Below are 18375 nucleotides of genomic sequence, written 5' to 3'. Positions count from 1 at the left end.
CTCCGCCAGCATCCCGCTGCCGGAGCGTCCTCTTCTCAGCGCAGGATGCAATACAGCTTGCGCACGCGTTCCCGGCTGTCCCAGGCCATGGGCGTTTCCGCCGGTACCAGCACCGCCTCGCCCGCATTGACGGTGCAGGCCGCTTCCCCTGCGACCTCAAGGGTCACGGAGCCGGCATAAAGCAGCATCAGCTCGCAGTGGGGATTGCTCACCGCCTTGCGCGTATAGGCCGTGCATTCCCACATCCCGATACGGAGGGCGCCGCCACCGCTTTCGAACAGATCGCAGCCAGTGGCCGTGGGTTCGGGGCTGAGCAGGACGCTGGCCGCCGGCGGCGGCGAGGGCTCGCGCGGGGCCGAGGGATCCAGCAGCACGGGTGCCTGGGGCATGGGTCCCTCGCTGGCCCGGCCGGGAAAGGCCATGAACAGGCGCCGCAACTCGCCGCCGTGACGCCAGCGGCAAGTCAGACCCCGCGGCAGGATGACGGCATCGCCGGCCTTTAGCTGCAGAACCTTTCCGTCCCATTCCAGCTGCAACTCCCCGGCCTCGATGAGGCTGACCTCCACCCAGGGGTAGTCTTCCAGCTGGCAGTCGGCGGAATGGGCGACGGCGCTGCCCATCACATAGCCCAGGCGGCCGTCGTGCAGGTGTGGTTCCCGGCCGGCGGCCAGGGGATCATCGTGCAGGGGTTGCAGCGCGCGCGGCAGCTGGCGGTCATTGGGCGGTTGGCAGTAGTGCAGCAGGGGCATGGCGAATCCTCGGGCTAAGAGGCACGGCGGGCGTGCCGCGGACCTGGCCAGTATCGACCGCCAAGGCGCCTGGGTTATGGCGTTTGCGCCCCGGGCCAGCACAGAAGCTGCCGTTTTTCCCGGATGCGGCGCAGTTTCCGCCGCACCACCGATCATGACGGCGATGCCCGGGATTTCAGGACAAACTACCGCCCCGTTGCGCCATCCTTGTGCTTTTCCGGAGACCTCAACATGACGCTGCTCTACAAGGCCGATCCCGAACGCGGCGAGGCCTGGCGACACCTGTTCCAGGAGCGGGCGCCCGATATCGAATTCCGCCACTGGCCGGCGGTGGGCAACGCCGATGAGGTGCGCTACCTGGCCTGCTGGCAACCACCGCAGGACCTCGCCAGCCGCTTTCCCAACCTGGAGGTGCTGTTCGCCACCTCGGCCGGGGTCGATCAGTTCGACCTGAGCCTGCTGCCTGCCGACTTGCCGGTGGTGCGCATGCTGGACCCCGGTATCGTCGCCGGCATGGTGGAGTACGCGACGCTCATGGTGCTGGCACAGCATCGCCAGTTGCCGCGCTACCTCGACCAGCAGGCCGCAGGGCGCTGGCAGGAGCATGCCCTGGTGACGGCAGAGAACAGACGCGTGGGGGTGCTGGGTCTCGGCCAGATCGGCCAGGCGGTGCTGGAGCGGCTCGCCACCTTTGGTTTCCGGCTTTCGGGCTGGTCGCGCTCGACCCATGACCTGCCAGGGGTGCGCTGCCATGCCGGCCTTGAGCAGCTGCCAGCGTTCCTGGCCGACTGCGAGATCCTCATCTGCCTGCTGCCGCTCACCGGGGAAACCCGCGGCATCCTCGATGCCCGGCTGTTCGCCGCCCTGCCCCGCGGCGCCAGCCTGATCAACCTGGGTCGTGGCGCCCAGCTGGTGGACGCCGATCTGCTGGCGGCGCTGGACAGCGGTCAGCTGAGCCAGGCGGCGCTGGACGTGGTGGAGCCGGAACCGCCGGCAGTCGACCATCCCTTCTGGCAGCATCCGCGGATCTGGCTGACGCCCCACGTGGGCGCCATGACGGTGCCGGAAACGGCCTTCACCGTGCTGCTGGACAACATCCGCCGCCACCAGCGCGGCGAGCCGCTGCGTGGGCTGGTCGATCGGCAGCGAGGGTACTAGCCGGGGCTCGGGGTGGCCTCAGCCCAGGGCCACCCGCAACCGTCCCAGCAAGGCGTCACAGGTAGCGAGCTGGCTCACTTCGACATACTCATCCGGCTTGTGCGCCTGCTCGATGCTGCCGGGGCCGCAGACCACCACCGGGGTGTCCAGGCGACTGGCGAAAAGTCCGCCCTCGGTGCCGAAGGCCACCTTGAGCTGGGTGGTGCCGGGTTCGACCAGCGTCTGCAGGAAGCGCACGGCTTCGACACTGGGGATGGGTGTCCAGGCCCGGATAGGCATTGACCGTCTCGATCTCGATGGCGGCCTTGGCCGAGGTCTGTTGTGCCTCCCTGACCAGGCGATCCGCCGTTTCCTGCAGCGCGGCGACCAGGGAGGCGGGATCGTCCGCCGGCAGATGGCGAATCTCGAAGTCCAGGGTGCAGAGATTGGGCACGATGTTCAGCGCCTTGCCGCCCTCGATCCGCCCGACATGCAGGGTGGTATAGGGAATATCGTAAGCCGCGTCGTGCGCACCCTCCTCCGCCAGCCGACGCTGGCTGGCACGCAGGGCGCCGACCAGGTCGCTGGCCAGGTGGATGGCGTTGACGTGCAGCGGCGCCAGGGAGGAATGACCTTCCTGGCCATGGCAGTGGGCGCGCAGCGCCGCCTTGCCCTTGTGGCCGAGGGCGACCTGCATGTTCGTGGGTTCGCCGACGAAACAGAGGAAAGGCCGCACGGGTGCCATTTCCAGCACATCCAGCAGTCGCCGTACCCCGACGCAGCCGATCTCCTCGTCGTGGGAGAGCGCCAACTGCAAGGGTCGTTTCAGCGATTCATCGCGAGCGGCGTCCAGCAGCGCCACCACTGCACAGGCGACGAAGCCCTTCATGTCGCAGGCGCCGCGACCATAGATCCGGCCGTCCTTGAGGGTCCCCTCGAAGGGTGGCAGCGTCCAGGCCTGGCCGGCCACGGGTACCACGTCCGTATGCCCGGAGAGCAGCACGCCGGGCACGTCGACTGGGCCGACGCTGGCGAAGAGATTGGCCTTGCGCCCGCTCTCGTCGAGCACCAGGCGGCAGGCGATACCGGCGCCTTCCAGCAGGCCCTGCACATGCTGGATAAGCGCCAGGTTGGAGTCGGCGGAGACGGTGGGAAAGCCGATCAGGGTGCGCAGCAGGTCCTGGCTGTTCATCCGGCGAGGCTCTCGCTGCGCGGTTGCGCGAAGCGGCCGATGTCGAAGGCCGCCAGGGGCGTTTCGGTGCGCCCGGTGGCGATCAGCTCGGCCATGGTATCGCCCACGCCCGGGCCGAGCTGGAAGCCGGCGCCACAGAAGCCGAAGGCGTAGTAGAGGCCGTCCACCTGACTGCTGGGACCCATGATCGGCAGGTCGTCGACGATATAGCCCTCGACCCCGCTCCAGGTACGGATCACGTTGATCCGCCCCAGCGCCGGCGCCAGGCGGCGCAGCTGGGCGAGTTGGTTGAGCAGGCCATGGGGCTCGGCCCGGGCCAGGCGGGTATCCAGGTCCGGTCGGGTGCGGAAGCAGCCCCCGAAGATGACGTTGCCCCGCGGGATCTGGCGGAAATAGATGGTCTCGCTCACCAGCGGCGAAGACACGCCCACGGTCTCGCGGAAGACATAGGGCAAGGGCTCGGTGACCCCCATCTGCGGGCCGTGGGTCTCGATGGGCACCGGCTCGCCGAACTGGCTCGACAACCGGCTGCCCCAGGCACCGGCGGTGATCAGCAGCCGTGGCGCCTGATAGCGCCGGCCATCGGCGGCCTGCACCAGGAAGTCACCGCCCGGTTTGGTGACCTGGGTGATCTCGACCCCTTCCTGGAGATCGACGCCTTCGCGCACCGCGGCGCGGGCGAACGCCGGGGCGGCCAGGCGTGGATTGGCATGGCCATCGTGGGGCGCATAGGAGCCGGCCACCACCTCGGGGCCCAGATAGGGAAACTTCTCGTGCAGCGCCGCGCCTTCGAGTACCTGAAGGTCCAGGGCGGCGGTCTCCGGCGCCCGTGCATACTCGTGCAGCATGGCGATGCGCGCCGGATCGTAGACCACGCGCAGATGACCGCCTGGAATGAATTCCAGGTCGTCACCGATAAGCTCCGGCAGGCGACCCCAGATCCCCCGCGACCGCGTGGCCAGCGCGACCTGACTCAGGTAGCGGCCCTGACGGCGGACATTGCCGAAATTGGTGCCACTGGCGAAACGCCCGACCTGGTCACGCTCCAGCAGGAGCACCGACAAGCCCCGGCGACGCAGGAAGAACGCGCTGGCGCTGCCCATGATGCCGGCGCCGACGATGATGACGTCGGCTCGGTTGGCGGCATGCTGACTCATGATGAAACCTCCTCTTCGCTGGTCACGATGCCCAGCGGCAATGGCCGGATGGGCGCCTGGCCACGCAGGCGGCCGACGATTTCGACCGGCACCCCGGATTCGGCGGCGATGATCTCGGCCCCGGCCTGGGCGCAATAGCGGCCCTGGCACCGGCCCATGCCGACCCGGCTGAAGGCCTTGGCGCGATTGGCTTCACGGGCACCCTTTTCGCGTACCACGGCGCGCAGTTCACCGGCGGTGATGCCTTCGCAACGACAGACCACCGCGGTGTCCGGCAGACTGGCCATCTGCCTGGCCGGCCAGGGAAAGGCCTCGGCCAGGCCCAGGCGAAAGCGCTCCTGCACCGCCAGCGCCTCGCGGCAGCGCTCGGCGAGGCCGCTGGGCACCGTGCGTCCGAGATCGGTCAGGACCGCGCAGGCGGCCAGTTGCCCGGCCAGCTCGGCGCCGTCTGCGCCCCGTACCCGCGCTCCATCCCCGGCGGCATAGACGCCTGGCGTGGAGGTGCGGCCGTCGGCGTCCAGCTGCAGCACCCACTGGCTGGTCGCCCGCTCGAATTCGAAGGCGCAACGGGCCAGGTCGCCCAGTTGGGTTTCGGGGCGCAGGTGATACCCCAGGCCCACGGCGTCGCCCGCCACTTCCTGACGCAGGCCACGGGCATCGGCGAAGGCCACGCCGGCGACCCCCTGTTCGGCATCACCGAGAATTTCCAGCGGCGTGACGCCAAGGTGCAGCGGCACACCGGCGCGCTTGAGCGCGGCCATGAGCTGCACGCCCTTCCAGGCCACCCCTGGGCGGGCCAGCAGCTTGGGTGTCGCCAGGGCACGCAGGCGCGGCGGCGCGGTGTCGAGTACCGCCGCCACCGTGGCTCCGGCCTGCTGGTACTGGGCGGCGACGAGATAGAGCAAGGGGCCGCTGCCCATGAAGATCACCCTGCGGCCGATGGACACCGCCTGGGCCTTGAGGGCGATCTGGGCGCCACCCAGGGTATAGGTGCCGGCCAGATTCCAGCCCGGCACCGGCAGCAGCCGATCGCCGGCACCGGTACAGAGCACCAGCGCGTCGAAATCCAGGGTGCGCTGGCGATTGCCCTGCGCCGTGTAGAGGGTGCGTTCGTGCAGGTGCCAGGCCAGGGTATCCGGGCGGTAGTCGAGGCGCCCGCGCAGGCTATCGAAGGTGCGGTGTAAGGCCTCGGCCTTGCCCGCCTCGCTGCCATAGAGGGTGGCGTAGGGCCGCTGGAAACCCTCGGGCTGGCGCCGATAGATCTGGCCGCCATCGCGGCGATTCTCGTCGATGACCACCGGGGAGATACCCGCGGAAAGCAGCGTTTCCGCACAGCGCACGCCGGCCGGACCCGCCCCGACGATGACCACCCGCGGCGGGTTCGCGTCCTTTTGAACTAGGCCAGATTCCATACGGCCTCCGGTTGCGTGGTCAGGATCTGCAGTCCTTCGCGTACCTCGGTGCCGCAGGCGCGCAGGCGTTCGCCCTCGGCCGTCCAGACCCAGCAATCCTGGCAGGCGCCCATCAGGCAGAAGCCGGCGCGACGTTCGTCGCCGAATTCGGAGCGGCGCAGCGCCGGGCCGTTGGTGAGCAAGGCGACCATCAGGGTGTCGCCGGCCAGGGCCGTGACCGGCAGGCCATCGACACTGAGGCTGACCTGCGGTCGGCCGGTTTCGCCGAGGCGCTGGAAGCGGGTAGTCATGCGCGAACTCCTTGGGTATGCAGCACGGTACCGCCCTGCAGGCGTTGCAGGGCGTCACCGTCGTGATGACAGAGGATGCGATTGCCACCGGCCAGCATCCGGGGCTGCGGCGGCACCCGGTCGCAGCGCCCTTCGATGCGTACCGGGCAACGTTGCAGGAAGCTGCAGAGTCGGCCACTGGCGGCTGTCGACGGGACCCATGGCAGCGGCGTACGGATCGGCTGTTCTTCCAGCCAGCCCTGACGCAGCTCGGGTACCGAGGCGGTGAGCAGGTCGGTGTAGGGATGCAGCGGCGGATGCTGCAAGGTGGCCGGCGTGCCCACTTCCACCGGCTGTCCGGCATAGAGCACCAGCACCTCGTCGCAAAGGCTGCGCACCGTGGAGATGTCGTGGCTGATGAACAGATAGGCCAGCCCTAGCTCGCGGCGCAGTTCAGCGAGCAGGTCGAGGATGGCGGCGCCAACCACGGTATCCAGCGCCGAGGTGACCTCGTCGCAGAGGATCAGCTCGGGTTCGGCCGCCAGCGCCCGGGCCAGGTTGACCCGCTGTTTCTGACCACCGGACAGTTCTCCCGGACGCCGACTGGCGAGACTGGCCGGCAGCTGCACGCGGTCGAGCAATTCGCGGACCTTGCGCTGGCGGGTCGCCTTGTCGAAGGCGTGATAGGTCTCCAGCGGACGCATGAGGATGCGCTCCACGCTGTGGGACGGGTTGAGCGCCGTGTCGGCGTTCTGATAGACCAGTTGCACCCGGCGGAACTGCTCGCGGGTGCGGCCCTCCAGGCCCGGCGGCAACAGTTCGCCACCCAGGCGCACACTGCCCTGGGCCGGCGGCAGCAGGCCGGCGATCACCCGCGCCAGGGTCGACTTGCCCGAACCGGACTCGCCGATCACCCCCAGGGCCTGGCCCTTGGCGATGCGCAGGTCGATGCCTTCCAGCACCCGGTAGTGCGGCAGACCGTCGGCGCCGAGGGAACCATAGCCCGCCACCAGATCCTTGACCTCCAGGATCGGCGCCGTGGTCTCCACGGTGGGCAGGCCACGCTCCGCCAGGGGTTCCGGCCGGGCCGCGGCCAACAGGCTGCGGGTATAGGGATGCCGGGCACTGGCCAGCAGCCGCTCGGTGCGGCGATTCTCATAGACTTCGCCGCCATTGAGCACCAGGATGCGATCGGCCATCTGGGCCACCACCGCCAGGTCGTGGGAAACGTAGATGGCGGTCACGCCACGCTCGCGCACCACCTGCTTGAACACCCGCAGCACCTCGATCTGGGTGGTGACGTCCAGCGCCGTGGTGGGTTCATCGAGGATCACCAGGGTCGGATCGGTGATCAGCGCCATGGCGGCCATCAGCCGCTGCAGCTGACCGCCCGAGACCTGGTGCGGATAGCGCTGGCCGATGTGCTCGGGGTCCGGCAGCGCCAGCTCCTTGAACAGTTGCAGCGCCCGCGCCTCGGCTTCCTGGCGGTTCAGCACGCCATGGATCAGCGCGCTCTCGATGATCTGTTCCATGAGACGCCGCGCCGGATTGAAGGCCGCCGCCGCGCTCTGGGCGATGTAAGCGACGGTGCGACCGCGCAAGTGCCGCAGGCCAGTGGCGTCCAGCTCCAGCACCTGGGTGTCCCCGACGCGGATCGAGCCACCGGCCAAACGGCAGCCCGCCCGGGCATAGCCGAGCAGCGACAGGGCGATGGTGGTCTTGCCCGAGCCCGACTCGCCGATCAGCGCCAGCACCTCGCCCTTGGCCAGGCTGAAGCCGACGTCCTTGACGATGGCGGTTTCGCTGCCGTCGTCGCCCTGGGCGACCACCCGCAGGTCCTTGACCTCTACCAGCAATTCCATCTCAGCGCCCTCCCCGGCGTCGCGCGCCGAACCGGTCGATGAGCAGGTTGACACCCACGGTCAGGGTGCCGATGGCCAGCGCCGGCATCAGCACCGCCGGGGCGCCGTCGGCCAGACCGCCGATGTTTTCCCGGACCAGGGAGCCCAGGTCGGCATTCGGCGGTTGCACGCCGAGACCGAGAAAGCTCATGCCGCTGAGCAGCAGCACGATGTAGACGAATCTCAGCCCCAGATCGGTGAGCAGCGGCAGGCGCATGTTGGGCAGCATCTCCCGCAGGGCGATGTAGAACCGGCCCTCGCCGCGGGTGCGGGCGACCTGGACGTACTCCAGCTCGGTGAGGTTCATCGCCAGGCTGCGGGCGATGCGATAGCAGCCGGGGGCATAGCCCACCACCGCCATGACGATCAGCAGCGGCACCGAAGAGCCGAAGGCCGAGACCATGACCAGCGCCAGCATCTTGCTCGGCAGCGAGATCAGCGCATCGATCAGCCGTGACAGCGGCTCGTCCACCCAGCGGCCGGACAGCGCCGCCAGCAGACCGAGCCCGGTGCCCAGCACGCAGGAGAGCACGGCGGCGACCAGCGCCAGGCCGACGGTGAAACGGGCGCCGTCGAGGATGCGGCTGAGGACATCGCGCCCCAGGTAGTCGGTGCCCAGCAGGTGCGCCTGACTGTAACCGGCCAGCACCGCGCTATCGCCCAGGGCGCCCGGGTCATAGGGGGTAAGCCAGGCGCCGAACACGGCGATGAACAGCCAGAAGGCCACCAGCACGCCGCCGAAAATGCCGGTCAGCGACCAGCGGGCCCGCCGACCGGTACGGGGGGGTGACAACTGGGCGTCGAGCGTCTTGCCATCCACCGGCAGGACGGACGCGGCACGTACGGGAGTCACGGGTCGGGTCATAGCGTTCTCAGCCTCGGATTGGACAGGATGGCGCAGAGATCCGCCAGGGTCATGAGGACCAGGTAGGCGCAGCAGAACAGCATGGCGCAGGCCTGGATCAGCGGCAGGTCGCGACTGGCGACGCCGTCCACCATCAGCTGGGCGATACCCGGGTAGTTGAAGATGGTCTCGACGATCACCACCCCGCCCATCAGGTAGGAAAGACTCAGGGCGATGGAGTTGGCGATGGGGCCCACGGCATTGGGCAAGGCATGGCGCAGGACGGCGCGGACCGGACCGACGCCCTTGAGCCGCGCCATCTCCACATAGGAACTCTGCAACTGCTCCACCAGGGCGGCACGGGTCATCCGCGCCATCTGCGCCACGATCACGCAGCACAGGGTGCCCACCGGCAGCGCATAGGCGCGCAGGAAATCCAGGGGGCCGTCGATGTCATGGGCGAAGGTCAGCGCCGAGGTCCACTGCAGGTGCACGGCGAAGACCAGCACCGCCAACGTCGCCACCAGGAATTCCGGTACCGCGACGATGCCCAGGGTAAAGACGTTGAGGGCCCGATCCAGGCGGCCGCCGGCGTTCATCGCCGAGACGATGCCCAGGCCCAGCGCCAGGGGCACCGACACCAGGGCGGTGACCCCGGCCAGCATCAGCGAGCTGCCGAGCCGATCGCCAATCATGCTGGTGATGGGCATCTGGCTGGCCAGCGACTGGCCGAGATCGCCGTGCAGAAGACCGTTCAGCCAATGGACGTAGCGCAGCAACGCGGGCTGGTCGAGACCCATCTGGGCACGCAGGGCCGCGACCTGCTCGGGCAGCGCGAACTGGCCCAGCGCCTGCTGGGCGGCATCGCCCGGCAACAACGCGGAGACGAAGAACACCAGCAACGAGACGATGAGCAGGGTCAGCAACCCGCCCCCGAGGCGTCTGGCGATGAGCGTGAAAACGGAAAGGTCCAAAGCCACCTCCTGCTTGAGCGTGGAGCGGCGAGCCAGGCCCCTTGCGGACAGGCTCGCCGGCAGGCACCGGGCGTCAGGCCTCCAGCCAGACGTGCTCGGCGAACATGTAGCCCATGAAGCCGCCGATGGGGATGATCCCGTAGCCACCGAGCTTGGGCGAGTGGGCATCGATGGAGCTGGTGAAGATCGGCAGGCCGATGCCGCAGTGCTGGTGGATCAGCAGCTGCATGTCGGCGTACATCTGCTTGCGCTTGGCGATATCCGTCTCGCCGCGGGAGGTCACCAGCAACTGGTCGAACTGCTCGTTCTTCCAGCCCGACTCGTTGAAGGGCGCATCGGACTTGAAGAACTGCGACAGCAGGATATTGGCGGTGGGCCGGGCGTTGATGTTGCCGAAACCCAGCGGGTCCTTCATCCAGTGGCTGTTCCAGTAGCCGTCGGCACTGACCCGGTTGACCATCAGGTTGAGCCCCGCCTGGCGCGCCGACTGCTGCAGCACGAGTGCCATCTCGTTGGCGTTGTCGGCGGCGGTGGAGGTCACCAGGGGCAGCTTCGCCCCGGCGATGCCAGCCTTCTGGAACAGGAACTTGGCCTTGTCCGGATCATAGGGCCGCTGTGGCAGGTCCGCGGCGTAATAGGGCGTCCCGGGCATGATCGGCTGATCGTTGCCGATGACGCCGTAGCCAAGGAATACTGACTTGAGAATCTGGTCGCGGTCGAACAGCAGCTTCATGCCCTCCACCACATTGGGATCGTTGAAGGGACGGTTGGGGATTCTCATGATGAGATCGGTGTAGCTACCGGAATTGTTGGCGACGACCTTGAGCTTGCCGCCCTGCTTGAGCCGATCCGCCGAACGGGGATCCACCGACACGGTGAGCTGGACGTCGCCGGCCAGTAGGGCATTGACCCGCGAAGGCTCGTCACCGATGCCGATCAGCTCGATCTCGTCCAGATAGGGCTTGCCGGACTTCCAGTAGTTTTCGTTGCGCACGCCCACGGTGCGCACGCCCGGCTTGAACTCCTTGACCTTGAAGGGCCCGGTACCGTTGGCGGTGGAGAAGTCCTTGGTGCCGTCGGCGATGATCAGGAACGGCGAGATCGCCAGCACCGCGGGCAACTCGGAGTTCGGCGACACCAGGCGGATGCGCACCTCGTCGGGCGCCACCGCGGTGACTTCGGCGAACTGATCGGCCAGGGCCTTGACCTTGGAACCCACCGCCGGGTCCTTGTGGCGCAGCAGCGAGTAGACGACATCGGCGCTGTCCAAGGTCTTGCCATTGTGGAATTGCACGCCCTGGCGCAGCTTGATCGTCCAGGTCAGGGCATCCTGGGTCTCCACGCTGGTGGCCAGCGCCATCTGGGGTTCCAGATGGCTGTCGAAGACGGTCAGGCCGTTGTAGAAGAAGTACTGGCGGGCATAGTCGCCCGAAAAAGAGCCCTTGGCCGGATCGAGGGTATCGGCGGTGGAGGAACCCGCCGCTGCGGCACGCACCCGACCGCCGCGACGCGGGGTGCCGGTGACCGCATCTTCTGCGGCGAAGGCCTGGCCGTCACGCCCGAGCAGACTGCCCACCCCGGTCGCCAGCAAGCCGGCGGCGCCCAGCAGACGCAGCGCATCGCGCCGCGACACCCCCCGATGCAGGGCCTCGAAGGCCCGAACGCTTTCAGCAGCTCCTATCAGGGGACTTCCAGTCTTTTTCTCGGTCATGTCGGCTCGCTCGTTGGGGGCTCGGTCACCAGTCCGCACATCCCTCCCCGGATGCACGAAGCTGTCCTCTTGGCCGCCTTGTCGTGCGGCCAGGTTCATTACAGCACCGGCCCCTCGTCGATTACCGTCGAATTGCCCCTGCGGCGAGACAGAAAAGACCGTTTTGACCAAGCCGCTCAGCATTGTTTGCGGTGTGCGTCGCGACGGCGCATCGGCGCCCGTCATGCCCGCCTTTGGCGCGCTGGTGCGGTGTTTCGCCTGGCTTGACGGAGCGCGGTACGGAGCGCGACCGGCGACTGGATGACCGCAAAAGGCCCGTGGCGACAGCAGGTTCTGCGCAGCGATGCCGGTCGGCGCCGCGCCAGGCCGCGGAAACGTAAAAACCGCCTGCCGGGCGCTGCATGGCAGGGCCTGGGCTGGCGGTGGCGGTGGCGGGATCTGGATCTGGATCTGGATCTGGATCTGGATCTGGATCGAGGCTAGTGCAGGCGATCCTGGACGCGGTAGTAGAGTCCTACCAGTGGCAGGAACCAGGGCTTGCCGAAGTGGCCGGGAATGGCGGGCCAGTCCAGCACCCGCCAGGGATTGGCCTGGCTGCGGCCTTCCAGCACCTCGGCCATCACCCGGCCCATGTGCACCGACATCTGCACGCCATGGCCGCTGTAGCCCATGGCGTAGAACAGGCCGTCCTGCTCGCCCGCACGGGGCAGGCGATCGGCGGTCATGTCCACCAGGCCGCCCCAGCAATAGTCGATGGGCGTCTGGGCCAGGCTGGGAAAGAGTTGGCCCAGCGCGGCGCGCAGCACGGCGCCACTCTTGGCGTCCTGGCGTGGATCGGACAGGGCGAAACGCGCCCGCCCGCCGAAGATCAGGCGATGATCCGGGGTGGTGCGGAAATAGTTGCCGATGATGCGGCTGGTGACATAGGTGCGTCGATTGGGCAGCAACCCGTCCAGCTGCGCCTTGGGCAGGGGCGCGGTGGCGATGATGAAGCTGCCCACCGAGGCGATGCGCCGGCGAAACCACTGGAAAGGGCCGACGCTGGCGTTGCCCGTGGCCACCAGTACCTGCCGGGCGCGCAACTCGCCCTTGGCGCTGATCACGCGAAAGCTGCCATCGGGCAGTCGCTGCAGATCGCTGACCGCCGCGCCCTCGTACACCTGGGCGCCCCGCCGTACCGCCGCCTCCGCCAGCCCGACGCCGAAGCGTCCCATGTGCATCTGGGCACCGTTGTGCTGCAGCAGGCCCCCATGGAAATCGTCGGACGCCACCTCTGCACGTACCTGAGCGGCGTCGAGCAGTTCGACCTGCGGGTCCACCTCCTGGCGGATCAATTCGCAGGTGCGCGCGAGGTTGTCATAGTGCTGCGGCTTGGCCGCCAGCTTGAGCTTGCCGGCCTTGTGGAAGTCGCAGGCGATACCCTCTTCGGCGATCACCGCCTCGACGCTGGCCACCGCATCGGCATAGGCCTGGTAGAACGCCCGGGCCTTTTCCGCGCCCAGGCTGGCGTGCAGGGCCGCGTAATCCTGGGCGACGCCGGTGTTGCAGTGTCCGCCGTTGCGTCCGGAGGCTTCGCCGATCACCCGGCCAGCCTCCAGTACCGCCACGCTGGCGCCCCGCTGGCGCAGCGCCACGGCCGCGGAGAGCCCGGTGAAGCCGCCGCCGATGACGGCGACATCCACCTCGCCCGCCACCGGCCCGGGGGTAGCCCCGGTAAAGCCCGGCGCGGTCGCGAGCCAGTAGGAATCGGACGATGCTGGGCCAAGACTCATGGGCGGGCGCTCCGGCAGTTCAGGGGGTTATTCGAGACCGACCACCGCGGCCAGGCCGCCGATGTCCTTGATCTCGGTATTGCGGTAGAACGGCGTGCTCGGCTCGTGGCCGCGATTCACGAACACCTTGTTCTTGATGTTCATGTAGTCGGCCGGGATGAGGTCGTAGCGGAAGCTCGATGACACGTGCAGCACGTCTTCCGGACCGCAGCCGAGGTTGTCCAGCATGTATTCGAAGGCCTGCAGGCGCGGCTTGTAGGCCTGGCCCTGCTCGGCGGTGAAGACCCGGTGGAAGGGCACGCCCAGCTTGTCGACGTTGGACATGATCTGCTCGTCGGCGGCGTTGGAATAGATCACCAGCGGGATCTTGTCGGCGATCTTGGCCAGCCCCGCGGTTACGTCCGGATGCGGCCCCCAGCTCGGCACCGCCTCGTAGTAGGCATTGGCCTCGGCGTCGGTGAAGGAAATGCCCCAGCGCTTGCAGGTGCGCTCCACCGCCGCGTACAGCACCTCCGAATAGGGCTTCCAGGCGCCAAGCACCTCGTCGAAGCGATAGCCGTTGAAGTCCTTGCAGAACTGGTCCATCGCCTCGGCTGGAATGCGGTCGGCGAACATCTCGCGGGCCATGTCGGACATGCGGAAACGGGTCAGGGTGCCGTAGCAGTCGAAGGTGATGTACTTGGGCCGAAAGGCGGTCATGGCAAGGGTCCTTTGACAGGGGTCATGGGTGAGAGGCCGGGACGCCGGTGGCGTCCCTGGCAAGCATTACAGCATCGGCGGGCCTGACAGTTGTCCGCTTTCAGGCGCCGCGGGAGACAGAAAAAACCGTTTTAGCGGTAAGGCCCAGCATTGTTTGCGGCGGCCTCTGGCTCTGGCTGAAAAGGGCCTGCGCTCGGCCATGCGCGTTAAACATCATCTGGATCGGCAGTCCGATCGGATCGGAATGCTCATTTGGCGTTCGTAAACTCGAGCGCGAGTCCGATCCGCCTCCTCGCTGATCCTTGCCTTGCCTGACCTTCGCGCGGCGACTTCTCGGCCAAGCCTCAGGAGTGTTCCAGGTCGATCAGCACGCTCTTGCTGCGCAGGGTCGCCTCATAGGCGGCGCGGCCCAGGTCCTTGCCGATGCCGGAACGCTTGTAGCCGCCGGTGGGGATGATCCAGTCGTGGCTGCGGCCATAGCGATTGACCCAGACGGTACCGGCTTCCAGCGCCCGCGTCAGCCGCAACGCCCGCCCGAGATCGGCGGTGTGCACCCCGGCGGCCAGGCCGTAGGTGGGGTGGTCGGCCAGGGCCAGGGCCTCGGCCTCGTCGTCGAACACCTGCACGGTCAGCACCGGGCCGAAGATTTCCTCGTGCACCGCGGGATTGTCGGCGTCGACCCCGGTGATCAGCGTCGGCTGATAGTAGGCGCCGCCCAGTCCTGTCTCCAGGGCGCCACCGACCAGGATCTCCGCGCCGGCCGCCCGGCTGCGGGAGACGATGTCCTGGATGCGCTGGCCCTGGCGGTGGGAAATGATCGGCGCCAGGGTCGCCTCCGCCGACCAGGTCGGCCCCGGACGCAAGGCGGCGAAGGCCGCGCGGATGCCCTCCAGCATCGGCTCCAGGGCAGCGCGCTGGACCAGCAGTCGCGAGCCCGAGACGCATACCTGGCCGGCGTTGCCGGTGATGGCGGCCGCCACGCTGCGGGCGGTACGGGCCAGATCCGGCGCATCGGCGAACACCAGTTGCGGACTCTTGCCGCCCAGCTCCAGGGTCACCGGCTTGGGCCCGCTCTCGGCGCAGGCGACCATGATGGCGGTGCCGGTCCCGGTCGAACCGGTAAAGGTGACCTTGCCGATGCGCGGATGGCGACACAGGGCGGCTCCGGTCGTCCGACCATCGCCCTGGACCACACTGAGGATGCCGGCTGGCAGGCCCGCCAGCACGGCCAGTTCCGCCAGGCGCAGGATGGAAAAGGGCGTCAGCTCCGAAGGCTTGATCACCACCGCGTTGCCGGCGGCGAGCGCCGGCGCCAGCTTCCAGCCGGCCATGCTCAGGGGGAAATTCCAGGGGGCGATGGCGCCCACCACGCCATAGGGCTCGGTGATCTGCAGGCCCAGGTGGCTGGTGGCGGTGGCCGCCACCTCGCCACCGTGCTTGTCGGCGAACTCGGCGAAGAAGCGGATGCCCTCGGCGACATAGGGAATGTCCCAGGCCAGCACCTCGCGCAGCGGACGGGTCGAACCCACCGCCTCCAGCGGGCCAAGGATTTCGCCGTCGGCTTCGACCAGATCGGCCCAGCGGCGCATCACCCGCGCGCGTTCGCGCGGCGGCCGGCTGGCCCAGTCGCTGGCCTTCCAGGCGCGCCAGGTGCCCTCCACCACCTCGTCCACCAGCTCCGCCGAGGCACACGGCAACCCGCTCTGGAAGCCGCCATCGGAGGGCCGGAACACCTCCAGTTCGGCACGGGCGTCGCGGGTGCGACCGCCGATGAAATGGGCACAACGAACCGCTATTGCTCTGGGGTCGAACGAGGCCATGGCGCGCTCCGCTAGGGCTGTGGGCTTGGGCCCATGCTAGGCCGACGGGTCGCCATCTTTTGCCGAACTGGCACAAGCCTTCGGTGCCTCGCAGTGGCACGCCCACCCGCCGGCAACCGAATCTGCCGTCGCGGCTTGCTAGGCTGACGCCTGAATCAGCCAGACCCGAATCGGAGCCCTGCCGTGTCCCACGCCACCCTAAAACCCCTGCGCGAAACCGACCTCGCCACCGCCCACCAGCTGTCCCAGGCACTGCATTGGCCCCATCGCCTGGAAGACTGGCGGTGCCTGTTCCACACCGGCGAAGGCCTGGTGCTGGAAGACGACCAGGGCGTGTTCGGCACCGGCTTCTGCGTGCCCCAAGGCGACTACGCCACCATCGGCCTGGTGATCGTCGCCGACAGTCACCAGGGCCAGGGTCATGGCCGCCGCCTCATGGACGGCCTGCTGCAACTGGCCGGCAATCGCACGCCTTTGCTGGTCGCCACCCTGCGCGGCGCCCCGCTCTACCGTAGCCAGGGCTTCGAGTCCTATGAGCGCATCTATCAGCACCAGGTGGCGAGTCTGCCGGCCATGGGGGAACCTCATCCGCTGGAAGGTCAGGTCCGCGCGTTGAATCCGGCAGCGGCGCCGCAATTGGAGACCCTCGCCCAGGCGGCCACCGGCCTGGACCGCAGCGCGCTGCTGCAGGAACTGCTGCCCCAGGCCGAGCGCATCGTCGGATTGGAGCAGGAGGGCCAGCTGCGCGGCTTCGCCCTGCTGCGTCCCTACGGCCGCGGCCTGTCGGTCGGCCCGGTGATCGCCGAATCCACCGACCAGGCCAAGGCGCTGACCCTCGCCCTGCTGCGCCACGCGGCAGGGCGCTACGTGAGATTCGACGTGACGGCCCGCAGCGGTCTCAATCCCTGGCTGATTGAAATCGGCGTCCCGCAGGTCGATGAGGTCGAGCAGATGGCCCGGGGCGCGGCGCCGCTGTCCCGCGACGGCCTGGATCAGTTCGCGCTGCTGACCCAGGCGCTGGGCTGAAAAGGCAATCGGATAGCAACTCGAATTGGGCGTCACGCCTGAGCCGAACAAACCGGCTGATCCGCTCATGTAGTGAGCCGATTAGCCGGTTCACCTAACGCCACTCGCACCCCGCCACACGATTGCAACTGGTGCGGGCGCGGTCGCCCTGGGAGGTGGAGAAGCGGCTGATGACGTTCCAGCCCAGCTGGCGGGTGCGGCCCAGCCAGAGGTTGCCGTCGCTGGTCAGGCCGCTGAAGAATTGCAGACGCCCCAGGCGCGTGCTGGTCTGCGACCAGGAAAGACCCGATACCGGATCGTAGCCGCGCATCAGGGTGTCGTTGCCCTGCACCGCCACCCCGTACCAGCCGCCCTGCCCGTCCTGACAACGCAGCACGAAGGCGCTGCGCACGCAGGTGTTGGCCGGTTTGAGACTGGGAATGGCCGCCTGGACGGCAGGCACTGTCAGCAGCAGGGCCGCGGTCAGCAGGCCGGTACGCAGGATCGCAGACGAGGTCATCGCGGCAGTCGGTCGAGAGCGGGACGCCAGCATGAGGCAAATCCCCGTGGCTCGCCAGCCAGCAGGCTCTGGCGTCAGCCTTTCGCCGTCCGCCACAGCCGTCCGATATCGCGAGCGGTCCGCTCCAGCAATACCTCGGCCTGGGTCAGGGCCTCTTCCAGACTCAGCGGTCCCGGCACCAGGCTGAAGGCGGCGGCGAGGCCCTGTTCATAGAGGGCGTCGTAGCCTTCGCCCAGCGAACCGGCCACGGCCACCACCGGCACGCCGTGGCGCTGGGCCAGGCGCAATACCCCCGCCGGGGTCTTGCCCCTCAGGGTCTGGCCGTCCAGTCGCCCTTCTCCGGTCACTGCCAGATCGGCGCCGATCAGCGCCCCTTCCAGCCCGACCAGTTCCGCCACCACCTCGATGCCGGGGCGAAAGGTCGCCTGGAGAAAGGCCAGGGCGGCGAAGCCGACGCCACCGGCGGCGCCGGCACCCGGTTGCTCCCGGACGTCACGACCCAGGGTCGCGGCGGCAACGGTGGCGAAATGCGCCAGGGCCGCGTCGAGCTGGCGAACCTGCTCGGGCGAAGCGCCCTTCTGCGGACCGAAGATCTGGCTGGCGCCCTGGGGCCCACAGAGCGGATTGTCGACGTCGGCGGCAATGATCACCTCCACCTCCGCCAGCCGTGGGTGCAGCGCCGTCACGTCGAGGCTGGCCAACATCGCCAGGGCGGCCCCGCCCGGACCCAGCGCCTGGCCCTGCCTGTCCAGAAGGCGCACACCCAGCGCTTGCAGCAGCCCCGCGCCGCCGTCATTGGTGGCACTTCCGCCGATGGCCAGCACCAGGCGCTCGGCGCCGGCGTCCAGCGCGGCGTGCAGGAGCTCGCCCGTACCGCGGGAGGTGGCGACCAGCACGTCGCGCCGGGTCCTGGGCACCAGCTCCAGGCCGCTGGCACTGGCCATCTCGACGAAGGCGGTGCGCTGCTCGGCCAGCCAGCCCCAGCGGGCGGTCACCGGCTCGCCCAGGGGACCGGTCACCCGCGCCTCGCGCACCTCGCCGCCGGTCGCGGCCAGTACGGCATCCAGGGTGCCTTCACCGCCATCGCCCAGGGGGCACTCGATGATCTCAGCCTCGGGCAAGGCCTGACGCAGGCCACGGGCCAGGGCGCGGGCGACACCGGCAGCGGACAGGCTTTCCTTGAAGGAATCAGGGGCGACGACGATTTTCATGG

The 18375-nt window shown here is 68.5% G+C and carries 15 protein-coding genes and 1 pseudogene; 2 read left to right on the top strand and 14 right to left on the bottom strand.

Going from position 1 to position 18375, the window contains the following annotated elements; genetic code table 11:
- Positions 1-35 precede the first annotated feature (35 nt).
- Complete coding sequence (locus QE393_RS07735; RefSeq protein ID WP_273807432.1) at positions 36-749, bottom strand: cupin domain-containing protein; 714 nt, start codon at positions 747-749, stop codon at positions 36-38.
- A 231-nt stretch (positions 750-980) separates the two neighbouring features.
- On the opposite strand from QE393_RS07735, the gene QE393_RS07730 reads away from it, so the two are divergent.
- Positions 981-1907, top strand: coding sequence for a glyoxylate/hydroxypyruvate reductase A (locus QE393_RS07730; RefSeq protein ID WP_310042835.1), 927 nt, complete (start codon positions 981-983; stop codon positions 1905-1907).
- 18 nt (positions 1908-1925) lie between these two features.
- On the opposite strand, the pseudogene argE reads toward QE393_RS07730, so the two are convergent.
- The 11 genes and pseudogenes from argE to QE393_RS07675 form a co-directional block, all read right to left on the bottom strand.
- Positions 1926-3078, bottom strand: a pseudogene (argE, locus tag QE393_RS07725) (acetylornithine deacetylase).
- Positions 3075-4235 carry an FAD-binding oxidoreductase gene (locus QE393_RS07720; RefSeq protein WP_273807435.1) on the bottom strand — a complete coding sequence of 387 codons (1161 nt, stop codon included), beginning with the start codon at positions 4233-4235 and terminating at the stop codon, positions 3075-3077. Before QE393_RS07720 ends, argE begins: the two are co-directional and overlap by 4 nt.
- Entirely contained in the window at positions 4232-5647 is a 1416-nt protein-coding gene (locus tag QE393_RS07715; protein WP_310042833.1) for an FAD/NAD(P)-binding oxidoreductase, read from the bottom strand. The genes QE393_RS07720 and QE393_RS07715 overlap by 4 nt, the downstream gene beginning before the upstream one ends.
- Positions 5632-5937, bottom strand: a complete 306-nt coding sequence (locus tag QE393_RS07710) for a (2Fe-2S)-binding protein (RefSeq protein ID WP_133861768.1) — start codon at positions 5935-5937, stop codon at positions 5632-5634. The genes QE393_RS07715 and QE393_RS07710 overlap by 16 nt, the downstream gene beginning before the upstream one ends.
- Entirely contained in the window at positions 5934-7778 is a 1845-nt protein-coding gene (locus QE393_RS07705; protein ID WP_310042830.1) for an ABC transporter ATP-binding protein, read from the bottom strand. The genes QE393_RS07710 and QE393_RS07705 overlap by 4 nt, the downstream gene beginning before the upstream one ends.
- 1 nt (position 7779) lies before the next feature.
- Positions 7780-8682: an ABC transporter permease gene (locus QE393_RS07700; protein WP_310042829.1), complete on the bottom strand. Its 903-nt coding sequence runs from the start codon at positions 8680-8682 to the stop codon at positions 7780-7782.
- Entirely contained in the window at positions 8679-9635 is a 957-nt protein-coding gene (locus tag QE393_RS07695) for an ABC transporter permease (RefSeq protein WP_310042828.1), read from the bottom strand. The genes QE393_RS07700 and QE393_RS07695 overlap by 4 nt, the downstream gene beginning before the upstream one ends.
- Before the next feature lie 73 nt (positions 9636-9708).
- Positions 9709-11346 carry an ABC transporter substrate-binding protein gene (locus tag QE393_RS07690; RefSeq protein ID WP_310042827.1) on the bottom strand — a complete coding sequence of 546 codons (1638 nt, stop codon included), beginning with the start codon at positions 11344-11346 and terminating at the stop codon, positions 9709-9711.
- 479 nt (positions 11347-11825) lie between these two features.
- Positions 11826-13118 (bottom strand): FAD-binding oxidoreductase, encoded by a 1293-nt coding sequence (locus tag QE393_RS07685; protein WP_310042826.1) that lies wholly within the window; start codon positions 13116-13118, stop codon positions 11826-11828.
- Positions 13119-13145: 27 nt separating this feature from the next.
- Positions 13146-13817 (bottom strand): haloacid dehalogenase type II, encoded by a 672-nt coding sequence (locus tag QE393_RS07680; protein ID WP_273807442.1) that lies wholly within the window; start codon positions 13815-13817, stop codon positions 13146-13148.
- A 344-nt stretch (positions 13818-14161) separates the two neighbouring features.
- A complete protein-coding gene (locus QE393_RS07675) occupies positions 14162-15637 on the bottom strand; it encodes an aldehyde dehydrogenase family protein (RefSeq protein ID WP_310042824.1) in 1476 nt (491 codons plus the stop codon).
- 183 nt (positions 15638-15820) lie between these two features.
- On the opposite strand from QE393_RS07675, the gene QE393_RS07670 reads away from it, so the two are divergent.
- Entirely contained in the window at positions 15821-16663 is an 843-nt protein-coding gene (locus tag QE393_RS07670) for a GNAT family N-acetyltransferase (protein ID WP_310042822.1), read from the top strand.
- Between the two features lie 94 nt (positions 16664-16757).
- Here the strand turns inward: QE393_RS07670 and QE393_RS07665 are convergent, their stop codons facing one another.
- Both QE393_RS07665 and QE393_RS07660 read right to left on the bottom strand, forming a co-directional pair.
- Positions 16758-17162, bottom strand: a complete 405-nt coding sequence (locus QE393_RS07665) for a hypothetical protein (protein WP_310042820.1) — start codon at positions 17160-17162, stop codon at positions 16758-16760.
- Between the two features lie 74 nt (positions 17163-17236).
- Positions 17237-18373 (bottom strand): glycerate kinase, encoded by a 1137-nt coding sequence (locus QE393_RS07660; RefSeq protein ID WP_310042819.1) that lies wholly within the window; start codon positions 18371-18373, stop codon positions 17237-17239.
- Positions 18374-18375 lie beyond the last annotated feature (2 nt).

Source organism: Pseudomonas sp. SORGH_AS_0211 (genome assembly GCF_031453455.1).
Lineage (GTDB): Bacteria > Pseudomonadota > Gammaproteobacteria > Pseudomonadales > Pseudomonadaceae > Chryseomonas > Chryseomonas aestiva.
The sequence above is the reverse complement of the archived record's forward strand: the minus strand, read 5'-3'. Positions and strand labels throughout refer to the sequence as shown.

What these genes read in the sequence shown, in the direction of transcription:
- QE393_RS07735 (WP_273807432.1), bottom strand. Translation starts at nt 749, where the DNA reads ATGCCCCTGCTGCACTACTGCCAACCGCCCAATGACCGCCAGCTGCCG.
- QE393_RS07730 (WP_310042835.1), top strand. Translation starts at nt 981, where the DNA reads ATGACGCTGCTCTACAAGGCCGATCCCGAACGCGGCGAGGCCTGGCGA.
- QE393_RS07720 (WP_273807435.1), bottom strand. Translation starts at nt 4,235, where the DNA reads ATGAGTCAGCATGCCGCCAACCGAGCCGACGTCATCATCGTCGGCGCC.
- QE393_RS07715 (WP_310042833.1), bottom strand. Translation starts at nt 5,647, where the DNA reads ATGGAATCTGGCCTAGTTCAAAAGGACGCGAACCCGCCGCGGGTGGTC.
- QE393_RS07710 (WP_133861768.1), bottom strand. Translation starts at nt 5,937, where the DNA reads ATGACTACCCGCTTCCAGCGCCTCGGCGAAACCGGCCGACCGCAGGTC.
- QE393_RS07705 (WP_310042830.1), bottom strand. Translation starts at nt 7,778, where the DNA reads ATGGAATTGCTGGTAGAGGTCAAGGACCTGCGGGTGGTCGCCCAGGGC.
- QE393_RS07700 (WP_310042829.1), bottom strand. Translation starts at nt 8,682, where the DNA reads ATGACCCGACCCGTGACTCCCGTACGTGCCGCGTCCGTCCTGCCGGTG.
- QE393_RS07690 (WP_310042827.1), bottom strand. Translation starts at nt 11,346, where the DNA reads ATGACCGAGAAAAAGACTGGAAGTCCCCTGATAGGAGCTGCTGAAAGC.
- QE393_RS07685 (WP_310042826.1), bottom strand. Translation starts at nt 13,118, where the DNA reads ATGAGTCTTGGCCCAGCATCGTCCGATTCCTACTGGCTCGCGACCGCG.
- QE393_RS07680 (WP_273807442.1), bottom strand. Translation starts at nt 13,817, where the DNA reads ATGACCGCCTTTCGGCCCAAGTACATCACCTTCGACTGCTACGGCACC.
- QE393_RS07675 (WP_310042824.1), bottom strand. Translation starts at nt 15,637, where the DNA reads ATGGCCTCGTTCGACCCCAGAGCAATAGCGGTTCGTTGTGCCCATTTC.
- QE393_RS07665 (WP_310042820.1), bottom strand. Translation starts at nt 17,162, where the DNA reads ATGACCTCGTCTGCGATCCTGCGTACCGGCCTGCTGACCGCGGCCCTG.
- QE393_RS07660 (WP_310042819.1), bottom strand. Translation starts at nt 18,373, where the DNA reads ATGAAAATCGTCGTCGCCCCTGATTCCTTCAAGGAAAGCCTGTCCGCT.